We start from the raw sequence: 23,098 nt of genomic DNA, 5'->3' as shown, positions 1-23,098 counted from the left end.
AGCCAAGTATTTATGGCACTTATGGATGGACCGTATTTTATCGAAGCTGCGTGCAAAGTTAAATGATTTTCTATAATATCAAGCACGATTTTCTTCTTTAATGCAAAATCGGCCTTGATTTTTCCACTTTTATGCAAACCAGCCTCCCCGTATTGCTGATATTTCTCCCACAAAACTTTAAGTTGAGTGTCGTCAATACCATATTTAACACGGATTAAATTAAAAGTCCATCCAGATTCTAACAGCCGTATATATTTTAGACGGGCTGAATAATCATGTTTTCTTCTCTTTCTTTCTGACATAATGAACCCCGGAAGTTTTTTGTCTAACTTTCGGGGTTCACTTCACATCATGCATCCTATTTTTATGATATCTTGTAATCTCTATTAGTCTCTAAACTTATGAGTATCTTAAGATTTGTCCAACATGAATCTGTGGATTCTTTCCTAAATTGCTTAGTCGGACAATCTGTTCAACAGAAACACCTCTCTTCTTAGCGATAGAAGTAAGCGTCTCTCCTGGTTTAACCTTATGATATAGTAGTTCGCCAGAAGTTGAGGAACCTCGGTTTGCGCTTTGTCCAACCTCACCATAGATCATATCACGAGTGTAACCACCATTGCCGATTTTGCCACGGACACGAGTTGCTTCTGCAGAATCCCTCTCATAGGTAGCCAAATCGAAATTATAGAAATCCCCTGTGACATCCTGATTGCGGAAGTCGAAGAATAAAGCAGGGTTGAGAGCGACACCACAGAGGCGAGTCTCAAAGTGGAGGTGAGAACCAGTACTTCGTCCTGTGTTTCCACCGAGTCCGATGACATCACCAGAACGAACCTCCTCATTTTCACTTACCAATTGTTTAGAGAGATGACCGTAGATCGTTTCCAATCCATTGTTGTGACGAATTACGATATATTTACCATAGCCACGACCTTCGTATCTTACGACGCGAACTTTGCCATCAAAGGCAGCACGTATGGTATCGCCAATATAAACTTTAATATCAAGGCCTTTATGTTGGCGACCCCAGCGAGCACCAAAGTTGCTGGTCACAACACGACTAGGAGTAGGCATGCAGAAGTGACGTAAGTCGATGCGATAATGTGATGGAAGTGAAGTTGCACGATGTGCATATTGGTTGTTGAAGTCTTCATAGAGTTGAGCTGCAGGGTTCTCTCGATTTTCTTTTATTTCTATAGATCTTAAGGCTAACGTATCGAGTGCTCTCATTCTTCGGTCTACTGGTGCTTGTCGCGCCAATAGGTCTTGACCGAAGGACGGCGAGACTGTTAACGCAAACAACGCGACGATGCTAATTTTCTTAATATATTTCTTCAAATTCATACTCACTGTTAGGTTTAAGTTCAAATGAGGAATTAATAATTAAGAATTCCCCAACGAAAAAACTACTTTGAATAATACGAGAATCCAACGTAGTTATTAAAATCGTTACAAAGATAATAAAAAAAAACGAAAAAAGAAAACTATTAACAGAATTTATTTGCCATTAACACAATTGAAAGTATTATCAATCAGGATATTGCAGCCCAATCGATGTTGCTTTTTCTTAATTCTTTCAGTCGATTCCAAAGTATAGAATATGTGTCTTTTATGCATTTTGGATCATCGTCAATAATCTTTTTCGCTTCATCTCTTGCCAATTGAATGATTTGTCCGTCACGTGCAATGTCGGCAATTTTGAGGTCGAAAGCGATACCGCTTTGCTGTGTTCCGTCGAGGGCACCGGGGCCTCTGAGCTTTAGGTCAGCCTCGGCGATACGGAATCCATCGTTGGTCTCGCACATGATGTTGATGCGTTTGCGGGTCTCATCGTTCAACTTATGATTGGTGACAAGAATGCAATAGCTTTGATCGGCTCCTCTTCCCACTCGTCCTCTTAACTGATGAAGTTGAGACAAACCGAAACGTTGTGCATCGAGTATCACCATGACGGATGCATTTGGAACGTTTACTCCAACTTCGATGACTGTAGTAGCTACAAGAATTTGTGTTTCCCCTTTTACAAATTTTTGCATTTCTTCTTCCTTCTCAGCAGGTTTCATTTTGCCATGCACCTTACTTAATCTCATGTTAGGGAAGACTTCTTTAAGGGTTTCATAACCTTCTTCAAGGTTCTTTAAGTCACTCTTTTCACTTTCTTTAATAAGTGGGAAGACAATATATACCTGTCTACCAGCATTTATTTGGTTACGTATGCTCTGGTAGAGACTTGTTACCTGATTGTCGTAGCAATGACGTGTGTCTATTGGTTTGCGACCAGGAGGTAATTCGTCGATGATACTTACGTCCAAGTCGCCATAGATTGTCATAGCCAGGGTTCTAGGAATTGGTGTTGCCGTCATGACAAGGATGTGTGGCGGATTACTGCTCTTTGTCCAAAGTTTGGCTCTTTGGGCTACACCAAACCGATGTTGCTCATCGATGACAGCCAGTCCTAGACGATGAAAAACCACTTGCTCCTCGATTATGGCATGGGTTCCGATGAGTATCTGTACTCTTCCGTCAGCCAAGCCTTCAAGTATCTCCTTACGCTTTTTCCCTTTTACAATGCCTGTGAGCAGTTCTACACGTACATCCATTTCATGCAAGAACTTTTTGATGGTTTGTAGATGTTGCTCTGCGAGAATTTCTGTAGGTGCCATCATACAGGCCTGGAAACCATTGTCGATGGCGATGAGCATAGACATGAGAGCAACCAAGGTTTTTCCGGAACCGACGTCCCCTTGAAGCAGACGGTTCATTTGTTTGCCGGAATTCATGTCAGCCCTAATCTCGTGCATTACTCTTTTCTGGGCATTTGTGAGTTCGAAAGGTAGGTTGTTCTTGTAGAAGGTGTTGAAAGTGTCACCGACATGTTCAAAGATATATCCACGATACCGGTGACGTTGGTCGCTGGCATATCGTAAGATATTCAGTTGCACATAAAACAATTCTTCGAATTTCAGACGAAGACGTGCATGTCTCATCTCGTTTGCATTCTTGGGATAATGAACTCCATGGAAAGCCTGGTCTATGCTCACTAGGTGGAGACGTCTGAGGATAAAGTCAGGAAGTGTTTCCTGAAGTGTAGTAGAGGATAATTTCTCAACCAATGTTTTGGTGAGTTTCTCGATGCTCCGGGAAGTCAATCCCATCTTCTTCATCTTCTCGGTAGTAATATAATAAGGTTGCATACCCATTTCCGAGAGCGTGAGCTTGCTGGCATCCTCAATTTCAGGATGAGAAAACTGATATCTACCTGCGTAAACCGTTGGCTTACCGAATATGATATATTCCGTATTCAGTTTATAATTCTCGTAAACCCATTTCGTTCCATGAAACCATACCAAGTCGACAACTCCGTGACCATCCGAAAAGTGTGCGACGATACGTTTGCTTCTCGGACCCATCTCGAACTCATCGAAACTCAGAATCTTTCCTTTGAGTTGTACAAAAGGCATATCGTTTGACAACTCATCGATTTTATAGATACGACTTCGGTCAACATATTTATAAGGATAGTATTCTAGTAGGTCACGATAAGTATTGATTCCAAGTTCTTTACTTAGAATCTCTTTTCTTTTCGGACCAACGCCAGGAAGAAACATGATATCTTGGTCGAGAATACTATTCATCTGCTAACACTTCAGCTATCTTCAAATCGAAAGGCGTCGTTATCTTTATATTTTCGCGATTTCCTTCTACCATTGTCACGCTTTCTCCGTATGCCTCTACTACCGATGCATCATCTGTGAACTTGTCACTATATGGCTGCTTGTTCGCTGCTTTGAGCAATTGGATGTCAAAGCATTGAGGTGTCTGTACCAATCGATATTCCGAACGGATGACGCTATGTGAAAAGATATTGCCTTGTTCGTCAGAGTTGTCGATATGTCGGATAGACTCTACTGCCGGGATTACAGGAATGGCAGTTTTTTTCTGTCGGGCTGTCTCATAGCATCTGTCGATAACCTCGATACTTGGGAAAGGACGTACACCGTCATGTACACCAACAACACCAGTCTCGTTGTCAGGGATCACAGATAATCCATTTTGGATAGAATGAAAGCGAGTAGCGCCACCATTTACAATCTGGTAATCCTCATTGAAATGATATTCCCGACATAATTGCTGCCAGTATGCCTCCTGAGCTTTGGGTAATACGAGAATGATTCTCAGATTCTTGGAATACCTACGAAAGCGCTGAATTGTGCGCATGAGGATAGGGAGTCCACCTACAGGCAAAAACTGTTTGGGAATATCCGAACCCATTCGCAACCCTTTGCCACCAGCTGTGATAATGATATAGTCCATCTATTATTTAGACATGAGGTGAGCATACTGCATCTTGACCTGTAATTCTTTGACGGCAGTTTCTCCAATAAAATAAGATAGAATCTGATAAGCATATGGAAGAGTTGCTGCTGGTCCCTCACCAGTAATGATGTTACCATCTTCCTGAAATAATTCTCCTGTGTATTCAGCACCAGTAAGATATTTCTGGAAACCAGGGCTACAGGTAGCCTTCTTACCCTCGAGTAATCCGAGACCACCAAGGACCATAGGTGCCGCACATATAGCACCGATACGTTTGCCATTCTTGTTGTGCTCAACGAGAACCTTGCGTACACCTTCGTGCGCATTGAGATTTGTGCTGCCAGGCATGCCACCAGGGAGAAGAAGCATATCAGCATCATCGAAATTGGTAACATCCTCAAATTTCAAATCTGCTTTGACAGTGATTCCATGTGAAGTCTCAACAAAGTCATTACCGGTAATACTTACGGTTTTTATATCGATACCTCCACGGCGAAGGATATCTACTGGAGCCAAACCTTCGATTTCTTCGAAGCCATTGGCAAGAAATTCATAAATTTTAGTCATAATTTATTGTATGTTGTCACTTTTTACGAAATAATTCGCTACTTTTGCAAATATAAGAATTAAAATTGAATTAGCAAAATATATGTCAGCGAGGAAACTGAAATTTGCTATATTTGGCAACGAATATAAAAAGCAGGAAGCATTACCCTATATAGAACGAATCCTGAAATATCTTGAGGCTCATGGTGCAGAGGCTCAGGTGGAACCTGTGGATTTTGATAATGCTGATTATGTGATCTCCATGGGAGGTGACGGAACGTTCCTGAAGGCAGCAAGTAGAGTAGGCGACAGGGAGATTCCTATTATCGGTGTAAACATGGGGCGTTTAGGATTTCTTGCAGACGTGCTTCCTAGTGAAATAGAGGAAACCCTCAACAAGGTATATGCCGGTGACTATGTCCTCGAAGACCATACGGTAATCCAGGTGGAAGCTGATGGCGAACAGATAGAATGTAGTCCATATGCACTCAACGATATCGCTGTATTGAAGCGCGACTCAGCTTCTATGATATCTATTCGTACTTATGTGAATAATGAATTCTTGGTCAACTATCAGGCCGATGGACTGATTATTGCAACACCAACAGGTAGTACAGCTTATAATCTCTCAAACGGAGGTCCTATCATCGTACCACAAAGTGGTAGTTTGTGTATCACTCCTGTAGCTCCGCATAGTCTGAATATCCGTCCGATTGTCATCAATGACACTTCTGAGATTACCCTTGATGTAGAGTCAAGGAGTCATAATTTCCTTTGCGCTATTGATGGAAGAAGTGAAAAACTTGCAGAAGGAACCAAATTGACCATTCGTAAGGCACCATATACCATAAAGATCGTCAAGCAGAAGAATCAAAGATATTTCAGTACCCTACGTGAGAAACTGATGTGGGGTGCCGACCAAAGACAATGAAAATAAGAGTATCGTAACCTATTATCCTATAGCATGATAACGACACTACGTAATTTATTCAAGATACCGCAATTCAAGTATACAGCCAAAGATCTTATGAGATGGCTTTGGCGTGCATGGAGAGGCAACCGTCTGCAGGCTGTCCTCAATGCCATTGTCGGTCTGCTGCTTGTTGGTGTACATCTTGGAGAAATCTGGGCCGTTAAGCATGCCATTGATGTAGCATCTGGCGCTGTCGAAGGTAATCTATTCTGGGCAGTAGGGTTTTTCGGACTTCTTATCCTGGTGGCCTTTGCTTTGAATGTCTCCTCGGTATGGATCAAGAATATTCTGGGAGTAAAGGCTCAGAACAGAATGCAGCAGAAGATGCTTGACAGGATACTTCGGAGTGAATGGAATATCAAGAATCCGCATCATTCCGGTGATGTGATCAACCGTTTGGAGCAAGATGTTGCGCAGGTCGTTACATTCCTTACCGAGACAATCCCCAATACGATTAGTGTACTGGCCATGTTCTTAGGAGCATTCTTTTATCTGTTCTCTATGGACTGGCGCTTGTCGTTGATCGTTGTCGCTATGGTTCCAATCTTCCTTTCCGTAAGTAAACTATATGTCGGTCAGATGCGAAGGCTCACCCGGAATGTGAGAAATAGTGATTCTAAAGTTCAGAGTATCCTGCAAGAGACGATACAGCATCGTATGTTGATCAAGACCTTGGAGAATGATAGCATGATGGTGGAGCGCCTTGAGGATGTTCAAAGCCAACTTCGTCAGCAAGTGGTGGAACGCACGAAGTTTTCCGTATTCAGCAATCTTGTCTTGAACCTAGGCTTTGCTTTAGGCTATCTCGTAGCCTTCCTTTGGGCAGCCTTGCGTATGAGTGCCCATAGTCTTACCTTTGGTGGGATGACAGCATTTCTGCAGTTGGTGAATAGAATACAGGGTCCTGCCCGTGACTTGATGAAACTAATACCAGCCTTTGTAGGCGTGTTTACAGCTGCCGAACGATTGATGGAGTTAGAGGAAGCACCTTTAGAGAAACAGGGTGAGCCGATAGAATATCCATCTCCTGTGGGATTACGACTCAACAATGTAAATTATCAATATAATGAGAAAGATGGCGATGTATTGCAGAATCTGTCTTTCGACTTCAGACCAGGTACATGTACGGCAATCCTCGGTGAGACGGGAGCAGGTAAGACAACCTTGGTACGATTACTTCTTTCATTGTTGAAACCTCAGGCAGGAACAATAGAAATATATAGTCATCATCAAAAGGAAAAGTGTGAACAACTTACTCCTCTTCATAGATGTAATATATCGTATGTACCGCAAGGCAACACATTGATGAGCGGTACCATCCGGGATAATCTAAAACTCGGTAAGGTAACTGCCACTGACGAAGAGATGCGTGCTGTATTGCATGAGAGTTGTGCCGACTTTGTTTTTGATATGCCTCAAGGTCTCGATACGTTATGTACGGAGCGTGGAGGAGGACTTAGTGAAGGACAGGCCCAACGTATAGCAATAGCCCGAAGCTTGTTGCGCGACCGTAGTATCTTGATATTTGATGAGGCTACCAGTGCCTTGGATCCTGATACAGAGCGTGAACTCTTGGGCAACATATTGACAGATAATAATAAAACAATAATATTTATCACTCATCGTTCGGCTGTAGTGGAATACTGCAATCAAACCTTGACGTTAGAACGAAATATAGAACATAAAACTTAAATGAAATATCAAAGATGAGCTTACTACATCTATCCAATGTCAATAAGACATATTTTGGTGCACAACCACTACACGTCCTGAAAGGTATTAGTTTGGATATCGAGGAGGGGGAGTTTGTCTCTATCATGGGAGCATCCGGATCAGGAAAGTCCACCCTGCTCAATATCTTAGGAATTCTCGATAATTATGATGAAGGGGAATATATCCTCGATAATACATTGATTAAGAACCTAAGTGAAACGAAAGCTGCCGAGTATCGTAACCATCTGATAGGCTTCATCTTTCAGAGTTTTAATCTGATAGGTTTTAAGACTGCCGTAGAGAATGTAGAGTTACCTCTTTTCTATCAGGGAGTAAATAGGAAGAAGCGCCACCAGATGGCTTTGGATTATCTCGATCGATTAGGGCTGTTGCCTTGGGCAGAGCATTATCCTAATGAGATGTCCGGTGGACAAAAGCAGCGTGTGGCAATAGCCCGTGCATTGATTACCCAACCGAAGATCATCCTTGCCGATGAGCCGACAGGTGCTCTCGATAGTAAGACGAGTGTTGAGGTGATGCAATTACTAAAAAAACTGAATGCAGAGGAACACAAGACAATTATTGTCGTTACCCATGAAAGTGGTGTGGCTAATGAAACCAATAAGATTGTGCATATCAAGGATGGTATCATCGAGAACATCGAAGAAAATTTCGATCATCATGCTTCTCCATTTGGTATCAACGGCGTTATGAAATAGTTATGAAAGACTTAATAGATGAAATATGGTCGACCGCTCGTCACAATAAGTTGAGAACCGCTCTTACGGGTTTCTCCGTGGCTTGGGGTATCTTTATGCTTATCGTTCTTCTCGGAGCAGGCAATGGGTTGATAAACGCCAACGAGAAGAATAATGATTCGAATGTGGATAATTCGATGACGGTATATGGTGGTTATACCAGTAAGGCATATAACGGCTATGACAAAGGTAGGGAAATAGAGTTGCGAGATGAAGATTTCCGAACTACAAAGAAAAATTTTGGTGATGTGGTAGATGACATGGGTGCGGAAATTTCGCAGAGCAGTCTCACCTTCACTCTTGGTGAAAACTATCTTAGTGCCTCCCTTGATGGTGTATATCCCAACTATGGACAGATTAACAAGATGAATATGTGTGCCGGTCGTTTTATTAATGAAATCGACAATCAAGAACGCCGAAAGGTTCTCGTCATGAGTAATACTCAAGCCAAAGAATTGATGGGCAACAACAATATAGATGGCATTATCGGTAAACATGTTGATGTAGATGATATGTCGTTCGAGGTGGTAGGTCTTTACGAAGACAAGATGAATGGTATGTCGTCGGGCACGATCTATACGGCTTATAACACCATCCGAACCTTATATAATAAAGGTGACAAGGCCGGTAACCTCGTGTTTACGTTTCACGGACTGAACTCAGAGAAAGAGAATGACGACTGGGAGAAAAGCTATAAGGCAACGATCAATAAGTTGCATGGTGCTGACCCTACCGATGAAGACGCACTTTGGATAAGTAATGGGTTCACCCAGATGCTCCAGATGCAACAAGGAAGCACCATTATCCGTACAGCACTTTGGGTGATAGGATTGCTTACCCTATTGAGTGGAGTTGTAGGTGTAGGAAATATCATGTTGATAACCGTCAAGGAGCGCACACGAGAGTTTGGCATCCGTAAGGCGATAGGAGCAAAGCCATTGAGCATACTCCGACTTATCATCACAGAGAGTATCGTGATAACCACATTTTTTGGATATATAGGAATGGTTTTAGGAATGATGGCCAATCTGTACATGGATGCCACACTCGGTCATCAGGTGATAGATTCCGGATTGTTCAAGGCTACTTTGTTTGTTGATCCGACAGTAGGATTAGGGACCTGCATAGGAGCCACCTTTGTGATGATCTTTGCTGGAACTATCGCAGGAATACTTCCTGCACGCAAAGCAGCTAAAATCAGACCAATCGAAGCATTAAGGGCAGAATAATGAAGATAGATATAGATACATATAAAGAGATATTAGATACGCTGACCCGTAATAAGATGCGATCGTTTCTTACCGGGTTTGGTATCTTCTGGGGAGTTTTTATGCTTGTATTCCTCATCGGTGGTGGCAATGGTACCAAGGAAATGCTGACGAGCAATTTCGAGGGGTTTGCTACCAACTCGGGTATGGTGTGGGGACAACCTACCACAAAACCGTATGCGGGATTCAGAAAAGGACGTACGTGGAGTTTGAACTATGGTGATGTAGAGCGTCTCAAGACACAGGTGCCAGGATTAGACGTCGTCTCTCCTCTTGTCTCCAGATGGGACGGAAAAGCCTACCTTGGAGATCGCAAATCAGATTGTACCGTGAAGGGATTGCTTCCGGAATATGCAAAGGTGTCAGAACCAAAGATCTATTATGGGCGATACCTCAACGAGATGGATATAGCACAGCACCGTAAAGTATGCGTGTTAGGAAAAAAGGTTTATAAGACCTTGTTCCCCGGTGGAGGTGACCCATGTGGTCAATCTGTCCGAGTAGACTCCGTATATTACAGTATTGTAGGTGTTGATTATAGTTCCGGAGGTATTCAGATTAATGGAAGAACGGAGTCGAGTATTGTGATTCCAATCACAGTGATGCAACAGGCATATAATATGGGTAATGATCTCGATATGATAAGTATGACCTGTAAACCCGGTAACAGCATTAGTAAGTTGACACCTCAGATTCGTGCCGTAATCGGCAGAGAACATCATGTAGATCCCACTGATGAAAAAGCAATATCTATTTTCAATACCGAACTCCTCTTTGGTGTTGTTGATAGTCTTTTCAAAGGTGTCAACTTCCTAATCTTGTTGGTAGGAATCGGAACTCTGTTGGCCGGTGCCATTGGCGTGAGCAACATCATGATGGTAACAGTTCGTGAGCGCACCACAGAGATAGGAATTCGCCGCGCTATCGGAGCTACCCCTCTGATGATACTCTCCCAGATTATCAGTGAGAGTATTGTGCTTACCATAGTAGCGGGAATGAGCGGCATCCTCTTTGCCGTCATCATCCTACAGATGTTGGAGATGGGAACCACGAGCGATGGCATCCTTGCGGCCCATTTCCAAGTGCAGTTTTGGACAGCACTTGCAGCCACGGTATTTATCGGCATGTTGGGCGTATTCGCAGGATTAGCCCCAGCATTTCGTGCGATGAGCATCAAACCGGTAGATGCCATGAGAGATGAATAACAAGAAGAAATAAATACATACAACTATGAAGAAATATTTCAAAATTATCATTGCAGCGCTTGTGGCCCTTATCTTTATAGGAACATTTGTTTTCCTTTGGGTCAAGTCACAACCAAAGCCTACGGAGTATGAAGAGTTTACTCCTACTTACAAAGACTTAAAGAAAACCACGATCGTTACGGGTAAGATAGAACCTCGCAACGAAGTCAATGTGAAACCACAGATCTCTGGTATCATCACCGAACTATATAAACATGCAGGTGATATGGTTGAGGCTGGTGAGATCATAGCCAAGGTAAAGGTCATCCCTGATATGGGGCAGTTATCCAGTGCAGAGTCTCGGCTACGACTGGCACAGGTAAATGTAAAACAAGCAAAAGTAGACTATTCTCGCGAGAAGATTCTTTTCGACAAGGGACTGGTGAGTGCTGATGAATATGATAAAGTGCATCAGACCTATAAGCAGGCTCTTGAGGAAGTGAGAGCTTCGGAAGATAACCTCGAGGTGGTACGTGATGGTGTTTCCAAGAGTAATGCCAACAGCAGTAGTACATTGATTCGTTCTACTATCAGTGGACTGATTCTCGATGTTCCTGTCAAGTTGGGTAATACGGTTATTTTGAGTAATACTTTCAATGATGGTACTACGATAGCCACTGTCGCTAACATGAAAGATTTGATATTCCGAGGTAATATTGATGAGACTGAGGTTGGTAAACTTGTCACCGGTATGCCAATGAAGATTACCATCGGTGCTTTGCAAGATACCAAACTAGAAGCAAGTTTGGAATATGTATCACCAAAGGCTGTTGAAAGCAATGGTACGAACCAGTTTGAGGTGAAGGCTGCCATACATGGATTGAATGGTGTTACTATCCGCAGTGGATATAGTGCCAATGCTGAGATTGTATTGTCACAAGCCAATCATGTACTTACTGTGCCTGAAAGTGCTATCGAGTTTCAAGGTAATCAGACTTATGTATATGTCGTAAAAGGCAGTGGTGACAAAAAGACTTATGAACGTCGCAAGGTCGTTACCGGACTTAGTGATGGTTTGAATATTGAGATCAAGAGTGGACTTACTTTGAAAGATAAGGTAAGAGGACCAAAGAAGGTCACTGACGATGGCAGTCAGGATGAGGAATAACAATATAAACTAATAAACAATAATATGATGAAAAAAATGGTATTTATAAGTGCTTTGATAGCACTGTTTTCTTTGGGAAGTTTTGCACAGAATGCAAATGAAAGTCAGGAAGATCCAGATGTAGTATATGCCAAAGACTTATTGAAGTCTGGTGAGCAGGCACCCAACTTTGTGTTGAAAGACTGGAAAGGCGAGCGACATGAACTTTATCAGATGGCTCCAAGTTATAAGGTCATCGAATTCTGGGCCAGTTGGTGTCCTGACTGTCGCCGTGATTTACCTAAAGTCAATGCCTTGGCAGAGAAATCACAGACATCTAAACTCCCTGTCGTCTTTATAGGTATTTCTTATGACACCAATAAGGATGCTTGGACGAAGTGCATCAACGAAACCTATAAAATGCGTAATATTTTAGAGTTGTCAGAACTGAAGAAATGGAAGGAAACCCAGACATCAAAGGATTATCACATCAACTGGATACCTTCTTATTATATCTTGGATCAACAAAACAAGGTTGTGCTGTCAACAGTAGATATCAATAAGATCGAGGCCAAGATAGAAGAATTGTCTCAGGAGAAGTAATCCTGATTGGGATTCCCCGTAATAAAGACAAGGAGGGCAAAGTACAATGGCTTTGTCCTCCTCTTTTTTATATTGATATTAGAGAATGGAAAAGAAATTATTTTGTAATAAACTTCTTGAGCTCCGATAGAGCAGAAGTAGCCTTTCCCGTATTACTATCGAATAGTGGTGCATTATACCAATTCGTCAGATTCGTATCTTTGGCATTATATTCCATCCACCACCAGAAGAGTCCGGTCACCTTCTTATGTCTGTTAAGCATCGTGATAAGGTCATCCGTGAATTGTTTCTGACCGGCATCCGAATAAGGATAAGTAGTTGTGTAATTAAAGGTAGATCCGCCTACTTCCCAAGCATAAGGATATCCCGTTTCTACGAGCATGATATCCTTATCGGCATAGTTCTTTTCGAGTAAAGATATAGCCCCGTCCAGTTCACTGATGGTACCATGAAAATAAGGATAATAACTTAGACCGATGATATCATAATCAATACCATAACTCTTCATTTTGGCGAAGAAATTACTTAGAGCAGCATAATTCTTGTTATCAGCCTGTTGTGATGTTGATACACGCTCGCAATGAATGATGATCTTAGCATCCTTACATTGCTCTCTGCAAGCCTTGATAGCCTGCTTCAATAGTTTGCCGAATCTATTCCAGTTAGCCATATTTGATGATGGATAACATCGGTTGGTCTCATCGTCACCCACTTTATCTTCAGCGCCCCAAAGCATACCATAGCTAATCTCGTTACCCGTCTGTATAAAGTCAGGTTCTGCCCCGGCAGCCTTCAGTTCCTTGAGTGCCTCTGTAGTATAGTTGTAGATTTCCGCCTGTAATTCCGTATCATTCAGTTTTGTCCATGCCTCCGGGGTCCACTGTTTGCCAGGGTCTGCCCATCCATCACTATAATGGAAGTCGAGCATGAATTTAAACCCAGCCTCCTTGATACGTTTTCCAAGAGTCTTTACATAATTCAAATCCTGACAGATATTCACCTTGTCATCACCCGTATATTTACTTGGATCGATGAATAGTCTGACACGCATGGCATTCATCCCTTCTTCCTTGAAGAAAGCAAGAGGAGCAGTAATCTTTTTGCCCGAATGGTCAAAATAATTAGCCTTGATGTTTTCATAGTAAGGTAACATCGAGATGTCTCCCCCCACGAATTTCTTTATGTTGACTTGGGGAGTAGGGACGACAGGAGCCATCTCTTCATTAGTCGCACTACAAGCAGAGAATGTCATCACACTAAAGAGTGCGAAGACTGTAGTAATCCATTTGTTCATGTTTTTAGATAATTTTTTAGAGTTATAGTTGTTTTTATTTAGAAGTTGCATCCAACCAGCAAGCAATGCCCACAAGACTTGCATTCCAGTTGATGGCAATCTCGTTAGAAGCGTATGATTCTGTTTGGTCAGCATACGAAGCATCAGGATTCTTTGAAGGATAGATGATACCCTCTGCAAGATCCTGTTGTCCAGGATTCGGACCACCTACGAGCATACCAGGGAAAGGTTGCTCGATGTTATCGTTGGCCGAGATGCGATGATGTGGATGCATCGGACTTTTCGTACCGTATCCAGTAACATAGCAATAGCCCGTAGTATTCTGTCCTAAGACATAGTTGAAGTTTTCCAATGCAAACTTGCGATATTTTCCTGGAGCAATATATTTGTCAGCATACATCAGTGCGATGGCAGGCCAACAGCAGTTGCCTCCCAGACACCCCCAGCCAAAGTCCTCTGCTTTATCCCCATAAGGTGCATTGAAATTAGATGTCGCTACATGAGCCGTCAGGTTATCGGCATACGTCTTCAGCATATCCTTTGCTCTTTCGCCCATTTCCTTGTTGGTGCTGGCTATCCACGTAAAGAGTCCCAGTTCAGCAACACTGTTCCATGAAGAATTAGTGAATCGAGTAGGGAATGTACTTTTGGCATCCTCCAGATAACGGGCATCTTTCGTGAGACGATACAGCTCACTTGCAGCCCAGAACTTCTCATCCCTGGCACTCCAGTCACCATATTCCCCCGTAGTCACCTCCGGTTTGAATTTCTTGTTCATCTCATTCTGACGATAGAAAGCGTTTGGGTTCTTTATCGCCCAGTCGTAAGCCTTGATAGCAGCTTCCCGAGCTTGCTGAGAAAACTCAGGATAATCTTTGTTACCCTCAAATAGTCGTGAAGCCTGAGCCATGACAGCGGCAAAGTCGAGCGATGCCGTTACACTTTTCTCTACCAGATATCTCTTCTGCTTACATTCGTCAGGCATGATAAAAGCCTCGAAGTGAGGTGTGGTGAGCTTATGATATATACCACCATCATCAGGGTCCTGACAGGTGATCAACCATTTCAGATTGAACATCATCTCATCGAGGAAGTCAGGCGTCGTATTATCACTTTCAGGGATATTCGTGTTCAGTTGAGCGAAATATTCAGGGATTTGTTCATATACGTCCTGCATAACACCGATAGCATACGATGAATTTACAGCATATTTATTGTAATCGCCCGCATCATACCATCCGTAAGGTGAAGACAGTTCAGTACCTTCCGGTCTGTTAGCGGTTGCTGCCGAAGCATGGATATACACCTTTGTGTCAGGATGTCCATCCTTACGAGCATAGATGCCTGCATATTTTTTGTCGATATCGATACCCGAGCGAATTAAGTAGAAGAGTTTTAGCGAACCCTTGGCGATGTCATGATAAGCATCTTTAGCCACATGTAGAGTTGCCTTGTGCTTACCCATCTCTATGGTGTAGTCTCCAGGCTTCTTGATGTTACTCAAGTCTATCAAGTATCTTTTTTCACCTGTCCACGGCGAAGTAGCTATGCGCATTACTTTAGGTTTTGCCACGATGCTGCCCACACCATTCTTGACCACAATTTTACCTTGTGGATTAATCTTGTCGATAGTGATTACTTTCTCTTGTTCCGGTTGATAACCTACCTGATTCAATCGGATAGGATTTTGGGCAGAACATCCGATAGATGCCAGTGCGGCTAACGAGGTTAATAGTAATTTATTCATATTGCTTTTTATTGATTTAGGATGTTGCAAAGATAATAAAAATTGTACAAAAGTATTCGTATGCCTTATATTTTTTATGTTATTGTAGTTTAGGAAATAAAAAACTGCACCCGATAGATATCGAGTGCAGCCATAATCAACATATTATAATTTATAAAACAGTTATCTCGTAATATATTTCTTTCCATTCTGAATGTAAATGCCCTTATAAGTTTTGCTAACACGTTGTCCCGCAATATTATATTTTGGAGCATTTATATCGAAGGCTTGTAGCGTTGGAACTTTGACATCATTGATTCCTGTAGCCACGAGCCCTTGTGCATAGTTATAGTATCCTCCATTTGTAAATTTCAGATTTGATGTCTGATTAGTGCCATCATTAAAGATAATCATGTCAGGAGTCTTAGTGCCACTATATTTCCAAAGAAACACATCGCAGCCATTGTTTGTGCCAACCTTGGTAATATCTTTGTCACTTATCGTGCCAGGCCATAGTGCGCCACTATATACATTCTCGTTATTATTCTTGCTGTTCCAAGCCCATACATGGATGGTGCTGCCCCAGTTCTGAGGTTTCTCGAAATAAGCATACGTACCCTCCTGAACAGTCACGAAATCAGGTAGTTTTGTAGTATTGGTCTCATCCACCACATTCTTGATTTCAGAGATGTCCAAATCATTGCTTACATAGAGTTTATAGTTTTCACCTGATACAGCCAGTTGATATCCTTCGGTATTTGTTGTCGTGTTACCGAGTTGCAGCAGCATGTTACCCTTGGTACCCTTCACGGCTACGGTGTATCCACTGCTTTCGCCTTTTGAAGTCAGTACTTCACTTTCGTTGTTCACCCCCGTGATTTCTCTGGCGAGAATCATCTTTTTGATAGCCGTCTTATATTGCATCCAGTGCGTCAAGAATACGCAAGGAGTTCCAGGCATGGTGAGAATATAAGCATTGGCAGCCTCCTCGTTAGCATTCAGTTTATCGCTCGACTTGCGATAAGTATCATGATTGTCGACGAAAGTTACAGCATATCTACGATAATCCTTATTGCCGATAAGTGAGCGCGTCGTATAGTTGGCGAGTGTATTCCATTTTGTTCCCCCCTCGTTGAAAGCATCCCTGATGAGCCATTTCAGTTGGAAGTCGAAGGCAGCACTAGTTTTTCCTGTACCATCTATCCAATTTTTGAGTCCGGATAAACCGTTATCCTTCCAATATTCACCCACACTGAATTGTGGTTGAGCATCCTCATTGTACAGTTTCGTATATTTTGGTGCATAACCGCCTGTCATATCATATCGATAGCCCGCATATCCCATTTCCTCCTGCAGGAAGTGCAGATACAGTTTGATATTCTTCTGAACATTGGCACTGGTATGGTCTAAGTCTCTGCAACCATCAAAATCATCACCGGTGTCGTTAGCGCCAGTTACCAGATAGCCCGCATTTTTAGTTTTGCCATTATCATCGTTCTTACAGATATCCGCAAGCGACCATGTCATTGTACCATGTCCTTCCCATGTCTCCGTAGGGAAGTCACACCAGTTGGTGTTACCATTCTTATGATTGATTACCACATCAGCGATGGTGAGAAGATTTTTGGCTTTGAAAGTTTTGATCATCGACTTAAGTTCAGCCGCACTTCCAAAGCAACTTTTTTGGTCGAACCACCAGATGTCAGCATATCCCATTTGATTGGTCAGAGTATTACAATATCCACTTTGTGGCACCCAGATGAGTCGATAATATTTAGCCAATGTATCGGCTTGACTTTCGAGATTACTCCATTTCGTCTCGGCGTAACTATCCCAAAAGAAGCCCTGAAGCATCACACCGTTATAGTTGGCTGGCCAACCTTGGGCCATCATCTGAATGGATGCAAAAAGTGCAAAGATTGCGGTATAGAATTTCTTCATTTATGACTTAGGTTTGTTATTACGCTTCAAAATTACGATAATAATGTGGGTTGTGTCCTGATTTGATGCAAATCAACCTATAATCGGTGTGCAAACGATTGCATATTCGAACGTTGGCTTGTAGATATTATCCTTTCTGTGCCATCCATGACGAAGCATTACATATCGCGCCAATAATAGTTTCCTTTTTTATCGCATCTTTCACGATTGGTAGTATCTTGTCATCTTCGGGAGTCTGCCATCCGTAGCCGCCAATCAGAACCAAGGCAGCATAATCCTTTGGCATGGTTTCAAAGGTGTAATCTCTATGTGTATTTCCACTGGCTAAAATAAAAACAAGTGTCATGTAAGAAGTGTTAGATGAACCTCAATATTTTTCTACTACACTTCTTTTCGTGTAGGCTTACACATCTGTTTCTTGTTTTGTAGTATCATCTGAGCACCCTTCCGCCGCCTGCTGCCGCGAAGTAAACGGGGAGGCACGCTCATAGGAACGGCGTGATTGGTATTTCCTCTTCGTTGATTCATTTGTTTCGTTACTATATCCCGATTTGCATCAGGGACTGATAGTCCTGTTCGTTTTTGGCTGAGAGATTAGCAAAGAGCGAGGTGATGGGGTTTCAGTAGCGCAGTCTGACGAGAGCCGAACATTGCCGTATGCTTTCTGCGGAAGGTGTCTGATAGGTGAGGCTTCGGAAGTCGGGCATGACGACAGTTTGTGTGTAACTACTTGAAGCAACTGATTGGACGCTGTAGTTGAGATAAGCTGAGAGATCGGTTATGGCCGTGAATTAGTGGCGAACATAGATAATTGGCGCGACGGTCATAAAGTATTTTCCTGTGGAGTTGTCGGCCAGTCGTCTGCCACATAAAAAAATAGTAGCCAATGGGCAGTGAGAGCGTCAGCCACCAGTGATGGTGCTGACAGGTGGCTTCGGGTGAGACATATGTTTTGAGAACGATGAAGTTTCTGTGACCCTTTAAAGGATAGTCGGGCAACACGAGACCACTGTGACTGCTTTGGAAGAGGCGCAGATTGATGTCGATGCCACCACAGCTCCCCGCCTTTGATTTATGAAAAAAAAGCACACGACGGGCGGTCTGTAAGAGATAATCATGTGGAGAAATGAAGGGCGGGGAACCGGAGACCGAGGATGTCGGCGCGGGTTCCCGTAAAATGTCATTCTATACGTTAGATAGATTGTTAGCGATTAATTCTATAGACCCACGTCGTACAATTAAGCACTCCGCCTTCAAGTGCAACATCGTTATAGTTGATAGTCTCGATAATCTTGTCGGGGAATATCTGCTTAAATGCGGCGATAGCCTCGGCATCCTTATTACCCGCAACCTCAAATACAGGAAGGACAATCAAATTGCCTACTGCAAGGTAATTAACGTAAACTCCGATGGCATGGTCTGGATGTTTCGAATCCTTATAATCATAGAAGAATGGTATATCAATATACTTTAGACTCTTTTCCTTCAATACTTTTTCTATGCCATTCGTCCAATACTTATATTCATCGGAGCGGTTGTTGCCCAGTATCGTGTCACGGTCTACAAAGCGAACCATTCCATCGGCGTGTCCTGTCATGTCACCATTTTGAGCAGGAATGATGATTACTTCGGCTTCAAGCAAGTCTGATAGTTCCTTGACCAGTTTCTCTTTGTCCGTATATTCGGGATTCTCTGTAAAGATTCTGTCTGAAACGATTGCCCGGCCAGAGCATAGCAAAACATTTCCTCCGTCAAGGTTTATATTCGAGAATACAGGCTCAAATCCATTCAATCGACAAACCTCTCTAACGTCAGAGCGTAATTCTTCCCATTCCTTTTTACCTTTCAAATAAGATGGCTTGTAGCGGAACTGTACGAGCTTACCCGATTCAGTTTGGATTGGCATGTAGTCCCTGCACCAAATGTCCTTCGTGCCTTTCAGCAGACTATAGTCAACACTATGCCTTTTGAGAATAGAAATCAACCGATTGAAGGATTCTGGATAACGCTCTTCAAGAAGTTCCGACAAATAAACAATCTTTGTTCCCTTTGGTTGAGCATGAACGACTTCTACTTTCTCAACGGCATCAGCCGATGTTTCTTCTTTCTTCTGGTTCACCTTTTTCATGTCCCAATATTTATTCCTGATAGTCGGATAATCGCTATTCATAAACATCTCACATAGTTCCTTGGTTGGCTCCCAGTCATGTTGCACACACACAAATCCGTGAAGACTGCCTCCTTGCCACGCTTATTCAAAACGAAGCTGTTGATATATTCAGAAGAAATACGCTTTCCAGAACGCAGAAGTATCAGGTTCATCCTCTTAAGGATTTTTCTGTGAGCATTAGTCGACAAACTGTTATCAACCAGCTTTTTCATCAACTCACTTAGCTTGGGTTTCTTGACCCATTTTACAATTTGGATAATGACAGGAATGATACCAATTAATCCAATAATTGTTCCGATGATAAATTCCGTACTCATATGGTTATTTCTTTAATTTACTGTATTCTTCTTCAGATATTTCCTGAACATAATCTAAAGCATCCAACTTGGAGGAGGCCTTTTTCGTGCCATCCCAGTCTACATAAGTAATAATACGACCATAATTACTTATCCAATAACTTGTTTCTATAACTCTATGCTTCTCTTTTCCAACAATATAACTATTGTCTCTTGTAATTTTAATGGCTTTCATGAATAACGATTTATGATATATGGAAGCATTAATATACACATATTCGGATGTGCATTGATACTTATCTCCTCTATCTGTTTCAGACCACTTAAAAGGCTTGTCCTTCTCAGGAAAAGCAAAAAGAATCAATCTGTCTTGATAGCGTGTACTCCCAGTTAATCTATTTTGCCGAAGTTGAACATCTGAAATTACTGCATTATCTTCTGTATGGTATCTATAAGTAGTCTTGGCCGACATCACCCCAAGACTAATGTAGGTTTCTGTAACAAGATAATTGTCAAAATTCTGAGATTCGAAACTATACTGAGTTACAGACGAGAGATTTCCTTTACTATCTGGCGAAGCGTATGTACGGCAGCCGAAAGGATAAATATAATCCTCAAAATCATACTTTTGTGCTTTGGTTGATATAACAAGTAGCATAATTGCCCCTAATAGAAGGAATGATTTTTTCACGTGCTTTTTTGTCCGTTTTTATACTGTTGACTCTTCAGTTTTAATTGATTAAACAAATCATCTTATTTATACCAAAAGAGGCGCAGACATTCGCCATACGCTTCACGGTTCACCACAAGCCACAACTATATACGGGATTTCTGCGCCCATATTGGGGTTCACTTCACTCCTATAATAGTTGTTGCTCTTTCGTTCGCGGTGGTGATTGTGAAGCTATAGAGCAATATGTCTTGCAAAGATGGCATGTCGCCACTATGCGTTGCAAAGATACTTAAAAACTTCAATTATCGCTACTTTTAGTGTCACATAAGTGTGATTTTAGATAAAATTTGCTTAAATTACACGCGATACGATGATTTTATGCCTTGTTCTCAATAAAAAAGAGTACCTTTGCAAGATAAACGAGTATTCATATAGAATGGAATTAAAGACTCTGATAGCAGAATGTACTGCATACGACTTCAAGGTTATACTTGAAGAGAAGAAACCTAAAAGTTGGCTGAAAAGCGTAAGTGCTTTTGCCAATGGTTTGGGTGGCTCCCTTTTCTTTGGCATTGATAATGATGGCATCGTCAAAGGACTTGATAATGTGCAGCATGTTTGCGAGGCTATCAGTAGTAGGATACGTGACTATATGGATCCCCTGCCAGAGGTGGAAATGATTCCTCATGATATAGATGGTTTACATATCATGCAACTCAAAGTCAACGCGGGGCATTACACACCATATTACTACGTTGGCGATGGTCAGCGAGTTGCCTTTGTTCGCATTGGCGATGAAAGTCTTCCTGCCACGGCAGAACAGATGGTTCGCTTGGTACTGAAAGGTTCTAACAAAACTTACGATTCCCTTCATACGGATTATAAAGTTGAAGACTATTCTTTCACGATTTTAGCCAACACGTTCAAAAAGCGTACCAGTCAAGAATGGGACAAAAAGTATCTCCTTTCATTTGGCCTTGTCACTAATGCTGGGCTTCTTACAAATGCAGGAGCGTTGTTTGCCGATGACTGCCCATTGTGGCAATCTCGCCTATATTGCACACGATGGGATGGAAAGGAAAAGGGCGATGCCATCAATGATGCAGAGTTTACAGGCAATGTCCTCATGCTACTTCGTGAAGCTATGAACTTTGTGAAGTCTAACACCAAGAGAGGCTGGGAGAAACTGCCTGATGGGCGAAAGAACAAACCTGAATATGCGGAACGTGCCGTTCTGGAGGCAATGGTTAATCATTTCATCCATCGTGACTACACCGTAATGGGCAGTGAGGTGCATCTTGACATTTACGATGACCGCCTCACTGTAACATCCCCAGGAGGGATGTATAATGGTTTACTGATACAGGATTTAGACATCGCAGACGTTTCTTCAGAAAGGCGCAATCCTATCCTTGCGAATGTGATGGCTCAGCTTGACTACATGGAGAAGCGTGGTAGCGGACTCACACGTATCTGTAATGAGACCAAAGCCTTGGAAGGTTATAAGGACGAGCTGAAGCCTGTGTTCAAATCTACTCCGACTCAATTTCAAACCATCATCTTTGCCTCCACCGACACCCCGAATGTCGGAGACCATGACGGAGACGTGACGGAGACGAAACTCTCTGAACGTCAACAGAAAATCCTCAATCTAATCAAAGACTCTCCGACAATAACAGGCAAACAAATGTCGGAGATGTTGTCGGTGAGTCAACGTACCATAGAACGTGATTTCTCTGCATTGCAAAAGATTGGTGTTTTGAAACGCGAAGGCAAAGACAATGACGGGATATGGATAATTAAGAAATAAAAGGATCTATGGAGAACAAAATTGGTTCAATATGGAACAAATGGGATCTACACATCCATACTGATGCATCAGGCGGAAAGAATCCTGTCAAGAAATATTAAATGAGACTGCTGCTAAGTACATCAAATGTATTGCCGTTACAGACCATCATACTGTTGCCAATGTTGATATGATGAAAACTTTAGCAGCACTTCAAGGATGTGTCATCCTACCATGGTGCTTGTTATGTACTCTGATGACAAAAAATATTAGTGTTTGCAATTCTTATAAACTGACACCTATGATCTCACTTGTTTGCCACAAATGACAGCGGGTTCTAAAGAAACGCATAACATAAATCAGTGTTACAGATTGAAATGCAGTAGAATCGAATAAAAAATTGAACTTTCGCATGTAAGAAATCACATGCATATATTAACGTAAATTTGGAATAAAAAAGGCTTCAAAGTTTGTTTAACTCATTGAAAATGAGTAATTTTATAGTGACCAAACAATAAAATTCAAACTTAGAAGCCGTGAGCAAAGATACAACTATTCTATCAGATTTGAGAAGTTTCTTCTCTGAAAATGAAAATAATCGTGCAATTAACAGCATAATGAGAGTGATGGAACATATAAACATACGCTCTAGCCAGATTGGTGTAGAGAAGCGTGCGAATTGCAAGTTTACATCCTT

At 42.1% G+C, this 23,098-nt stretch carries 19 protein-coding genes and 1 pseudogene; 8 read left to right on the top strand and 12 right to left on the bottom strand.

The genetic code is table 11. The annotated features are described in order from the left end of the window. The 5 genes from K333_RS0109360 to K333_RS0109340 all read right to left on the bottom strand — a co-directional run. Positions 1-302: helix-turn-helix domain-containing protein (locus K333_RS0109360; RefSeq protein WP_027452613.1), on the bottom strand; the 302-nt coding region annotated here is incomplete at its 3' end. Positions 303-399: 97 nt separating this feature from the next. Then, a complete protein-coding gene (locus K333_RS0109355) occupies positions 400-1,347 on the bottom strand; it encodes a M23 family metallopeptidase (RefSeq protein ID WP_024990618.1) in 948 nt (315 codons plus the stop codon). Positions 1,348-1,535: 188 nt separating this feature from the next. Next, positions 1,536-3,638, bottom strand: a complete 2,103-nt coding sequence (gene recG / locus K333_RS0109350; RefSeq protein ID WP_024990619.1) for an ATP-dependent DNA helicase RecG — start codon at positions 3,636-3,638, stop codon at positions 1,536-1,538. Then, complete coding sequence (locus tag K333_RS0109345) at positions 3,631-4,317, bottom strand: 2-C-methyl-D-erythritol 4-phosphate cytidylyltransferase (RefSeq protein WP_024990620.1); 687 nt, start codon at positions 4,315-4,317, stop codon at positions 3,631-3,633. Before K333_RS0109345 ends, recG begins: the two co-directional genes overlap by 8 nt. Before the next feature lie 3 nt (positions 4,318-4,320). Continuing rightward, entirely contained in the window at positions 4,321-4,887 is a 567-nt protein-coding gene (locus K333_RS0109340; RefSeq protein WP_024990621.1) for a DJ-1 family glyoxalase III, read from the bottom strand. 82 nt (positions 4,888-4,969) lie between these two features. Here K333_RS0109340 and K333_RS0109335 point away from each other — a divergent pair, with 82 nt between their 5' ends. From K333_RS0109335 to K333_RS0109305, 7 genes are read left to right on the top strand one after another with little or no spacing between them, the layout of a single operon-like run. Beyond that, a complete protein-coding gene (locus K333_RS0109335) occupies positions 4,970-5,797 on the top strand; it encodes an NAD kinase (protein ID WP_024990622.1) in 828 nt (275 codons plus the stop codon). Between the two features lie 33 nt (positions 5,798-5,830). Continuing rightward, positions 5,831-7,531, top strand: a complete 1,701-nt coding sequence (locus K333_RS0109330) for an ABC transporter ATP-binding protein (RefSeq protein ID WP_027452612.1) — start codon at positions 5,831-5,833, stop codon at positions 7,529-7,531. A 14-nt stretch (positions 7,532-7,545) separates the two neighbouring features. After that, complete coding sequence (locus K333_RS0109325) at positions 7,546-8,271, top strand: ABC transporter ATP-binding protein (RefSeq protein WP_024990623.1); 726 nt, start codon at positions 7,546-7,548, stop codon at positions 8,269-8,271. Between the two features lie 2 nt (positions 8,272-8,273). Then, the gene (locus tag K333_RS0109320) at positions 8,274-9,539 is read left to right on the top strand and encodes an ABC transporter permease (RefSeq protein WP_024990624.1); all 1,266 of its coding nucleotides are present in this window, start codon (positions 8,274-8,276) and stop codon (positions 9,537-9,539) included. Further along, positions 9,539-10,783 carry an ABC transporter permease gene (locus K333_RS0109315; RefSeq protein WP_024990625.1) on the top strand — a complete coding sequence of 415 codons (1,245 nt, stop codon included), beginning with the start codon at positions 9,539-9,541 and terminating at the stop codon, positions 10,781-10,783. Before K333_RS0109320 ends, K333_RS0109315 begins: the two co-directional genes overlap by 1 nt. A gap of 25 nt (positions 10,784-10,808) precedes the next feature. Continuing rightward, positions 10,809-11,930 (top strand): efflux RND transporter periplasmic adaptor subunit, encoded by a 1,122-nt coding sequence (locus tag K333_RS0109310; protein ID WP_024990626.1) that lies wholly within the window; start codon positions 10,809-10,811, stop codon positions 11,928-11,930. A gap of 24 nt (positions 11,931-11,954) precedes the next feature. Further along, positions 11,955-12,512, top strand: a complete 558-nt coding sequence (locus K333_RS0109305; RefSeq protein ID WP_081657235.1) for a TlpA family protein disulfide reductase — start codon at positions 11,955-11,957, stop codon at positions 12,510-12,512. A 97-nt stretch (positions 12,513-12,609) separates the two neighbouring features. Here K333_RS0109305 and K333_RS0109300 read toward each other — a convergent pair whose 3' ends face one another. From K333_RS0109300 to K333_RS0109275, 7 genes and pseudogenes are all read right to left on the bottom strand, one after another. Beyond that, positions 12,610-13,806, bottom strand: coding sequence for a glycosyl hydrolase 53 family protein (locus K333_RS0109300; protein ID WP_081657236.1), 1,197 nt, complete (start codon positions 13,804-13,806; stop codon positions 12,610-12,612). Positions 13,807-13,840: 34 nt separating this feature from the next. Continuing rightward, entirely contained in the window at positions 13,841-15,553 is a 1,713-nt protein-coding gene (locus K333_RS0109295; protein ID WP_024990628.1) for a glycoside hydrolase family 9 protein, read from the bottom strand. Between the two features lie 162 nt (positions 15,554-15,715). After that, a complete protein-coding gene (locus K333_RS0109290; protein WP_024990629.1) occupies positions 15,716-17,473 on the bottom strand; it encodes an alpha-amylase family glycosyl hydrolase in 1,758 nt (585 codons plus the stop codon). Positions 17,474-17,603: 130 nt separating this feature from the next. After that, positions 17,604-17,789 (bottom strand): annotated as a pseudogene (locus tag K333_RS12975) (DJ-1/PfpI family protein); the annotation flags it as partial. An 888-nt stretch (positions 17,790-18,677) separates the two neighbouring features. Beyond that, a complete protein-coding gene (locus tag K333_RS12275; RefSeq protein WP_161624565.1) occupies positions 18,678-19,643 on the bottom strand; it encodes an agmatine deiminase family protein in 966 nt (321 codons plus the stop codon). Further along, positions 19,640-19,960, bottom strand: coding sequence for a hypothetical protein (locus K333_RS13220; RefSeq protein WP_154653033.1), 321 nt, complete (start codon positions 19,958-19,960; stop codon positions 19,640-19,642). The genes K333_RS12275 and K333_RS13220 overlap by 4 nt, the downstream gene beginning before the upstream one ends. A 4-nt stretch (positions 19,961-19,964) precedes the next feature. Continuing rightward, positions 19,965-20,630: a hypothetical protein gene (locus K333_RS0109275; RefSeq protein WP_154653032.1), complete on the bottom strand. Its 666-nt coding sequence runs from the start codon at positions 20,628-20,630 to the stop codon at positions 19,965-19,967. A 418-nt stretch (positions 20,631-21,048) separates the two neighbouring features. Here K333_RS0109275 and K333_RS0109270 point away from each other — a divergent pair, with 418 nt between their 5' ends. Next, on the top strand, positions 21,049-22,422 hold the full coding sequence (locus tag K333_RS0109270) for an AlbA family DNA-binding domain-containing protein (protein ID WP_036889157.1): 1,374 nt from the start codon (positions 21,049-21,051) through the stop codon (positions 22,420-22,422). Positions 22,423-23,098 lie beyond the last annotated feature (676 nt).

The sequence above is a fragment of the Segatella albensis DSM 11370 = JCM 12258 genome (assembly GCF_000426565.1).
In the GTDB taxonomy this organism is placed as follows: Bacteria; Bacteroidota; Bacteroidia; order Bacteroidales; family Bacteroidaceae; genus Prevotella; species Prevotella albensis.
This window is presented reverse-complemented; position numbering and strand designations above follow the sequence as displayed.

What these genes read in the sequence shown, in the direction of transcription:
- K333_RS0109355 (WP_024990618.1), bottom strand. Translation starts at nt 1,347, where the DNA reads ATGAATTTGAAGAAATATATTAAGAAAATTAGCATCGTCGCGTTGTTT.
- recG (WP_024990619.1), bottom strand. Translation starts at nt 3,638, where the DNA reads ATGAATAGTATTCTCGACCAAGATATCATGTTTCTTCCTGGCGTTGGT.
- K333_RS0109345 (WP_024990620.1), bottom strand. Translation starts at nt 4,317, where the DNA reads ATGGACTATATCATTATCACAGCTGGTGGCAAAGGGTTGCGAATGGGT.
- K333_RS0109340 (WP_024990621.1), bottom strand. Translation starts at nt 4,887, where the DNA reads ATGACTAAAATTTATGAATTTCTTGCCAATGGCTTCGAAGAAATCGAA.
- K333_RS0109335 (WP_024990622.1), top strand. Translation starts at nt 4,970, where the DNA reads ATGTCAGCGAGGAAACTGAAATTTGCTATATTTGGCAACGAATATAAA.
- K333_RS0109330 (WP_027452612.1), top strand. Translation starts at nt 5,831, where the DNA reads ATGATAACGACACTACGTAATTTATTCAAGATACCGCAATTCAAGTAT.
- K333_RS0109325 (WP_024990623.1), top strand. Translation starts at nt 7,546, where the DNA reads ATGAGCTTACTACATCTATCCAATGTCAATAAGACATATTTTGGTGCA.
- K333_RS0109320 (WP_024990624.1), top strand. Translation starts at nt 8,274, where the DNA reads ATGAAAGACTTAATAGATGAAATATGGTCGACCGCTCGTCACAATAAG.
- K333_RS0109315 (WP_024990625.1), top strand. Translation starts at nt 9,539, where the DNA reads ATGAAGATAGATATAGATACATATAAAGAGATATTAGATACGCTGACC.
- K333_RS0109310 (WP_024990626.1), top strand. Translation starts at nt 10,809, where the DNA reads ATGAAGAAATATTTCAAAATTATCATTGCAGCGCTTGTGGCCCTTATC.
- K333_RS0109305 (WP_081657235.1), top strand. Translation starts at nt 11,955, where the DNA reads ATGATGAAAAAAATGGTATTTATAAGTGCTTTGATAGCACTGTTTTCT.
- K333_RS0109300 (WP_081657236.1), bottom strand. Translation starts at nt 13,806, where the DNA reads ATGAACAAATGGATTACTACAGTCTTCGCACTCTTTAGTGTGATGACA.
- K333_RS0109295 (WP_024990628.1), bottom strand. Translation starts at nt 15,553, where the DNA reads ATGAATAAATTACTATTAACCTCGTTAGCCGCACTGGCATCTATCGGA.
- K333_RS0109290 (WP_024990629.1), bottom strand. Translation starts at nt 17,473, where the DNA reads ATGAAGAAATTCTATACCGCAATCTTTGCACTTTTTGCATCCATTCAG.
- K333_RS12275 (WP_161624565.1), bottom strand. Translation starts at nt 19,643, where the DNA reads ATGAATAGCGATTATCCGACTATCAGGAATAAATATTGGGACATGAAA.
- K333_RS13220 (WP_154653033.1), bottom strand. Translation starts at nt 19,960, where the DNA reads ATGAGTACGGAATTTATCATCGGAACAATTATTGGATTAATTGGTATC.
- K333_RS0109270 (WP_036889157.1), top strand. Translation starts at nt 21,049, where the DNA reads ATGGAATTAAAGACTCTGATAGCAGAATGTACTGCATACGACTTCAAG.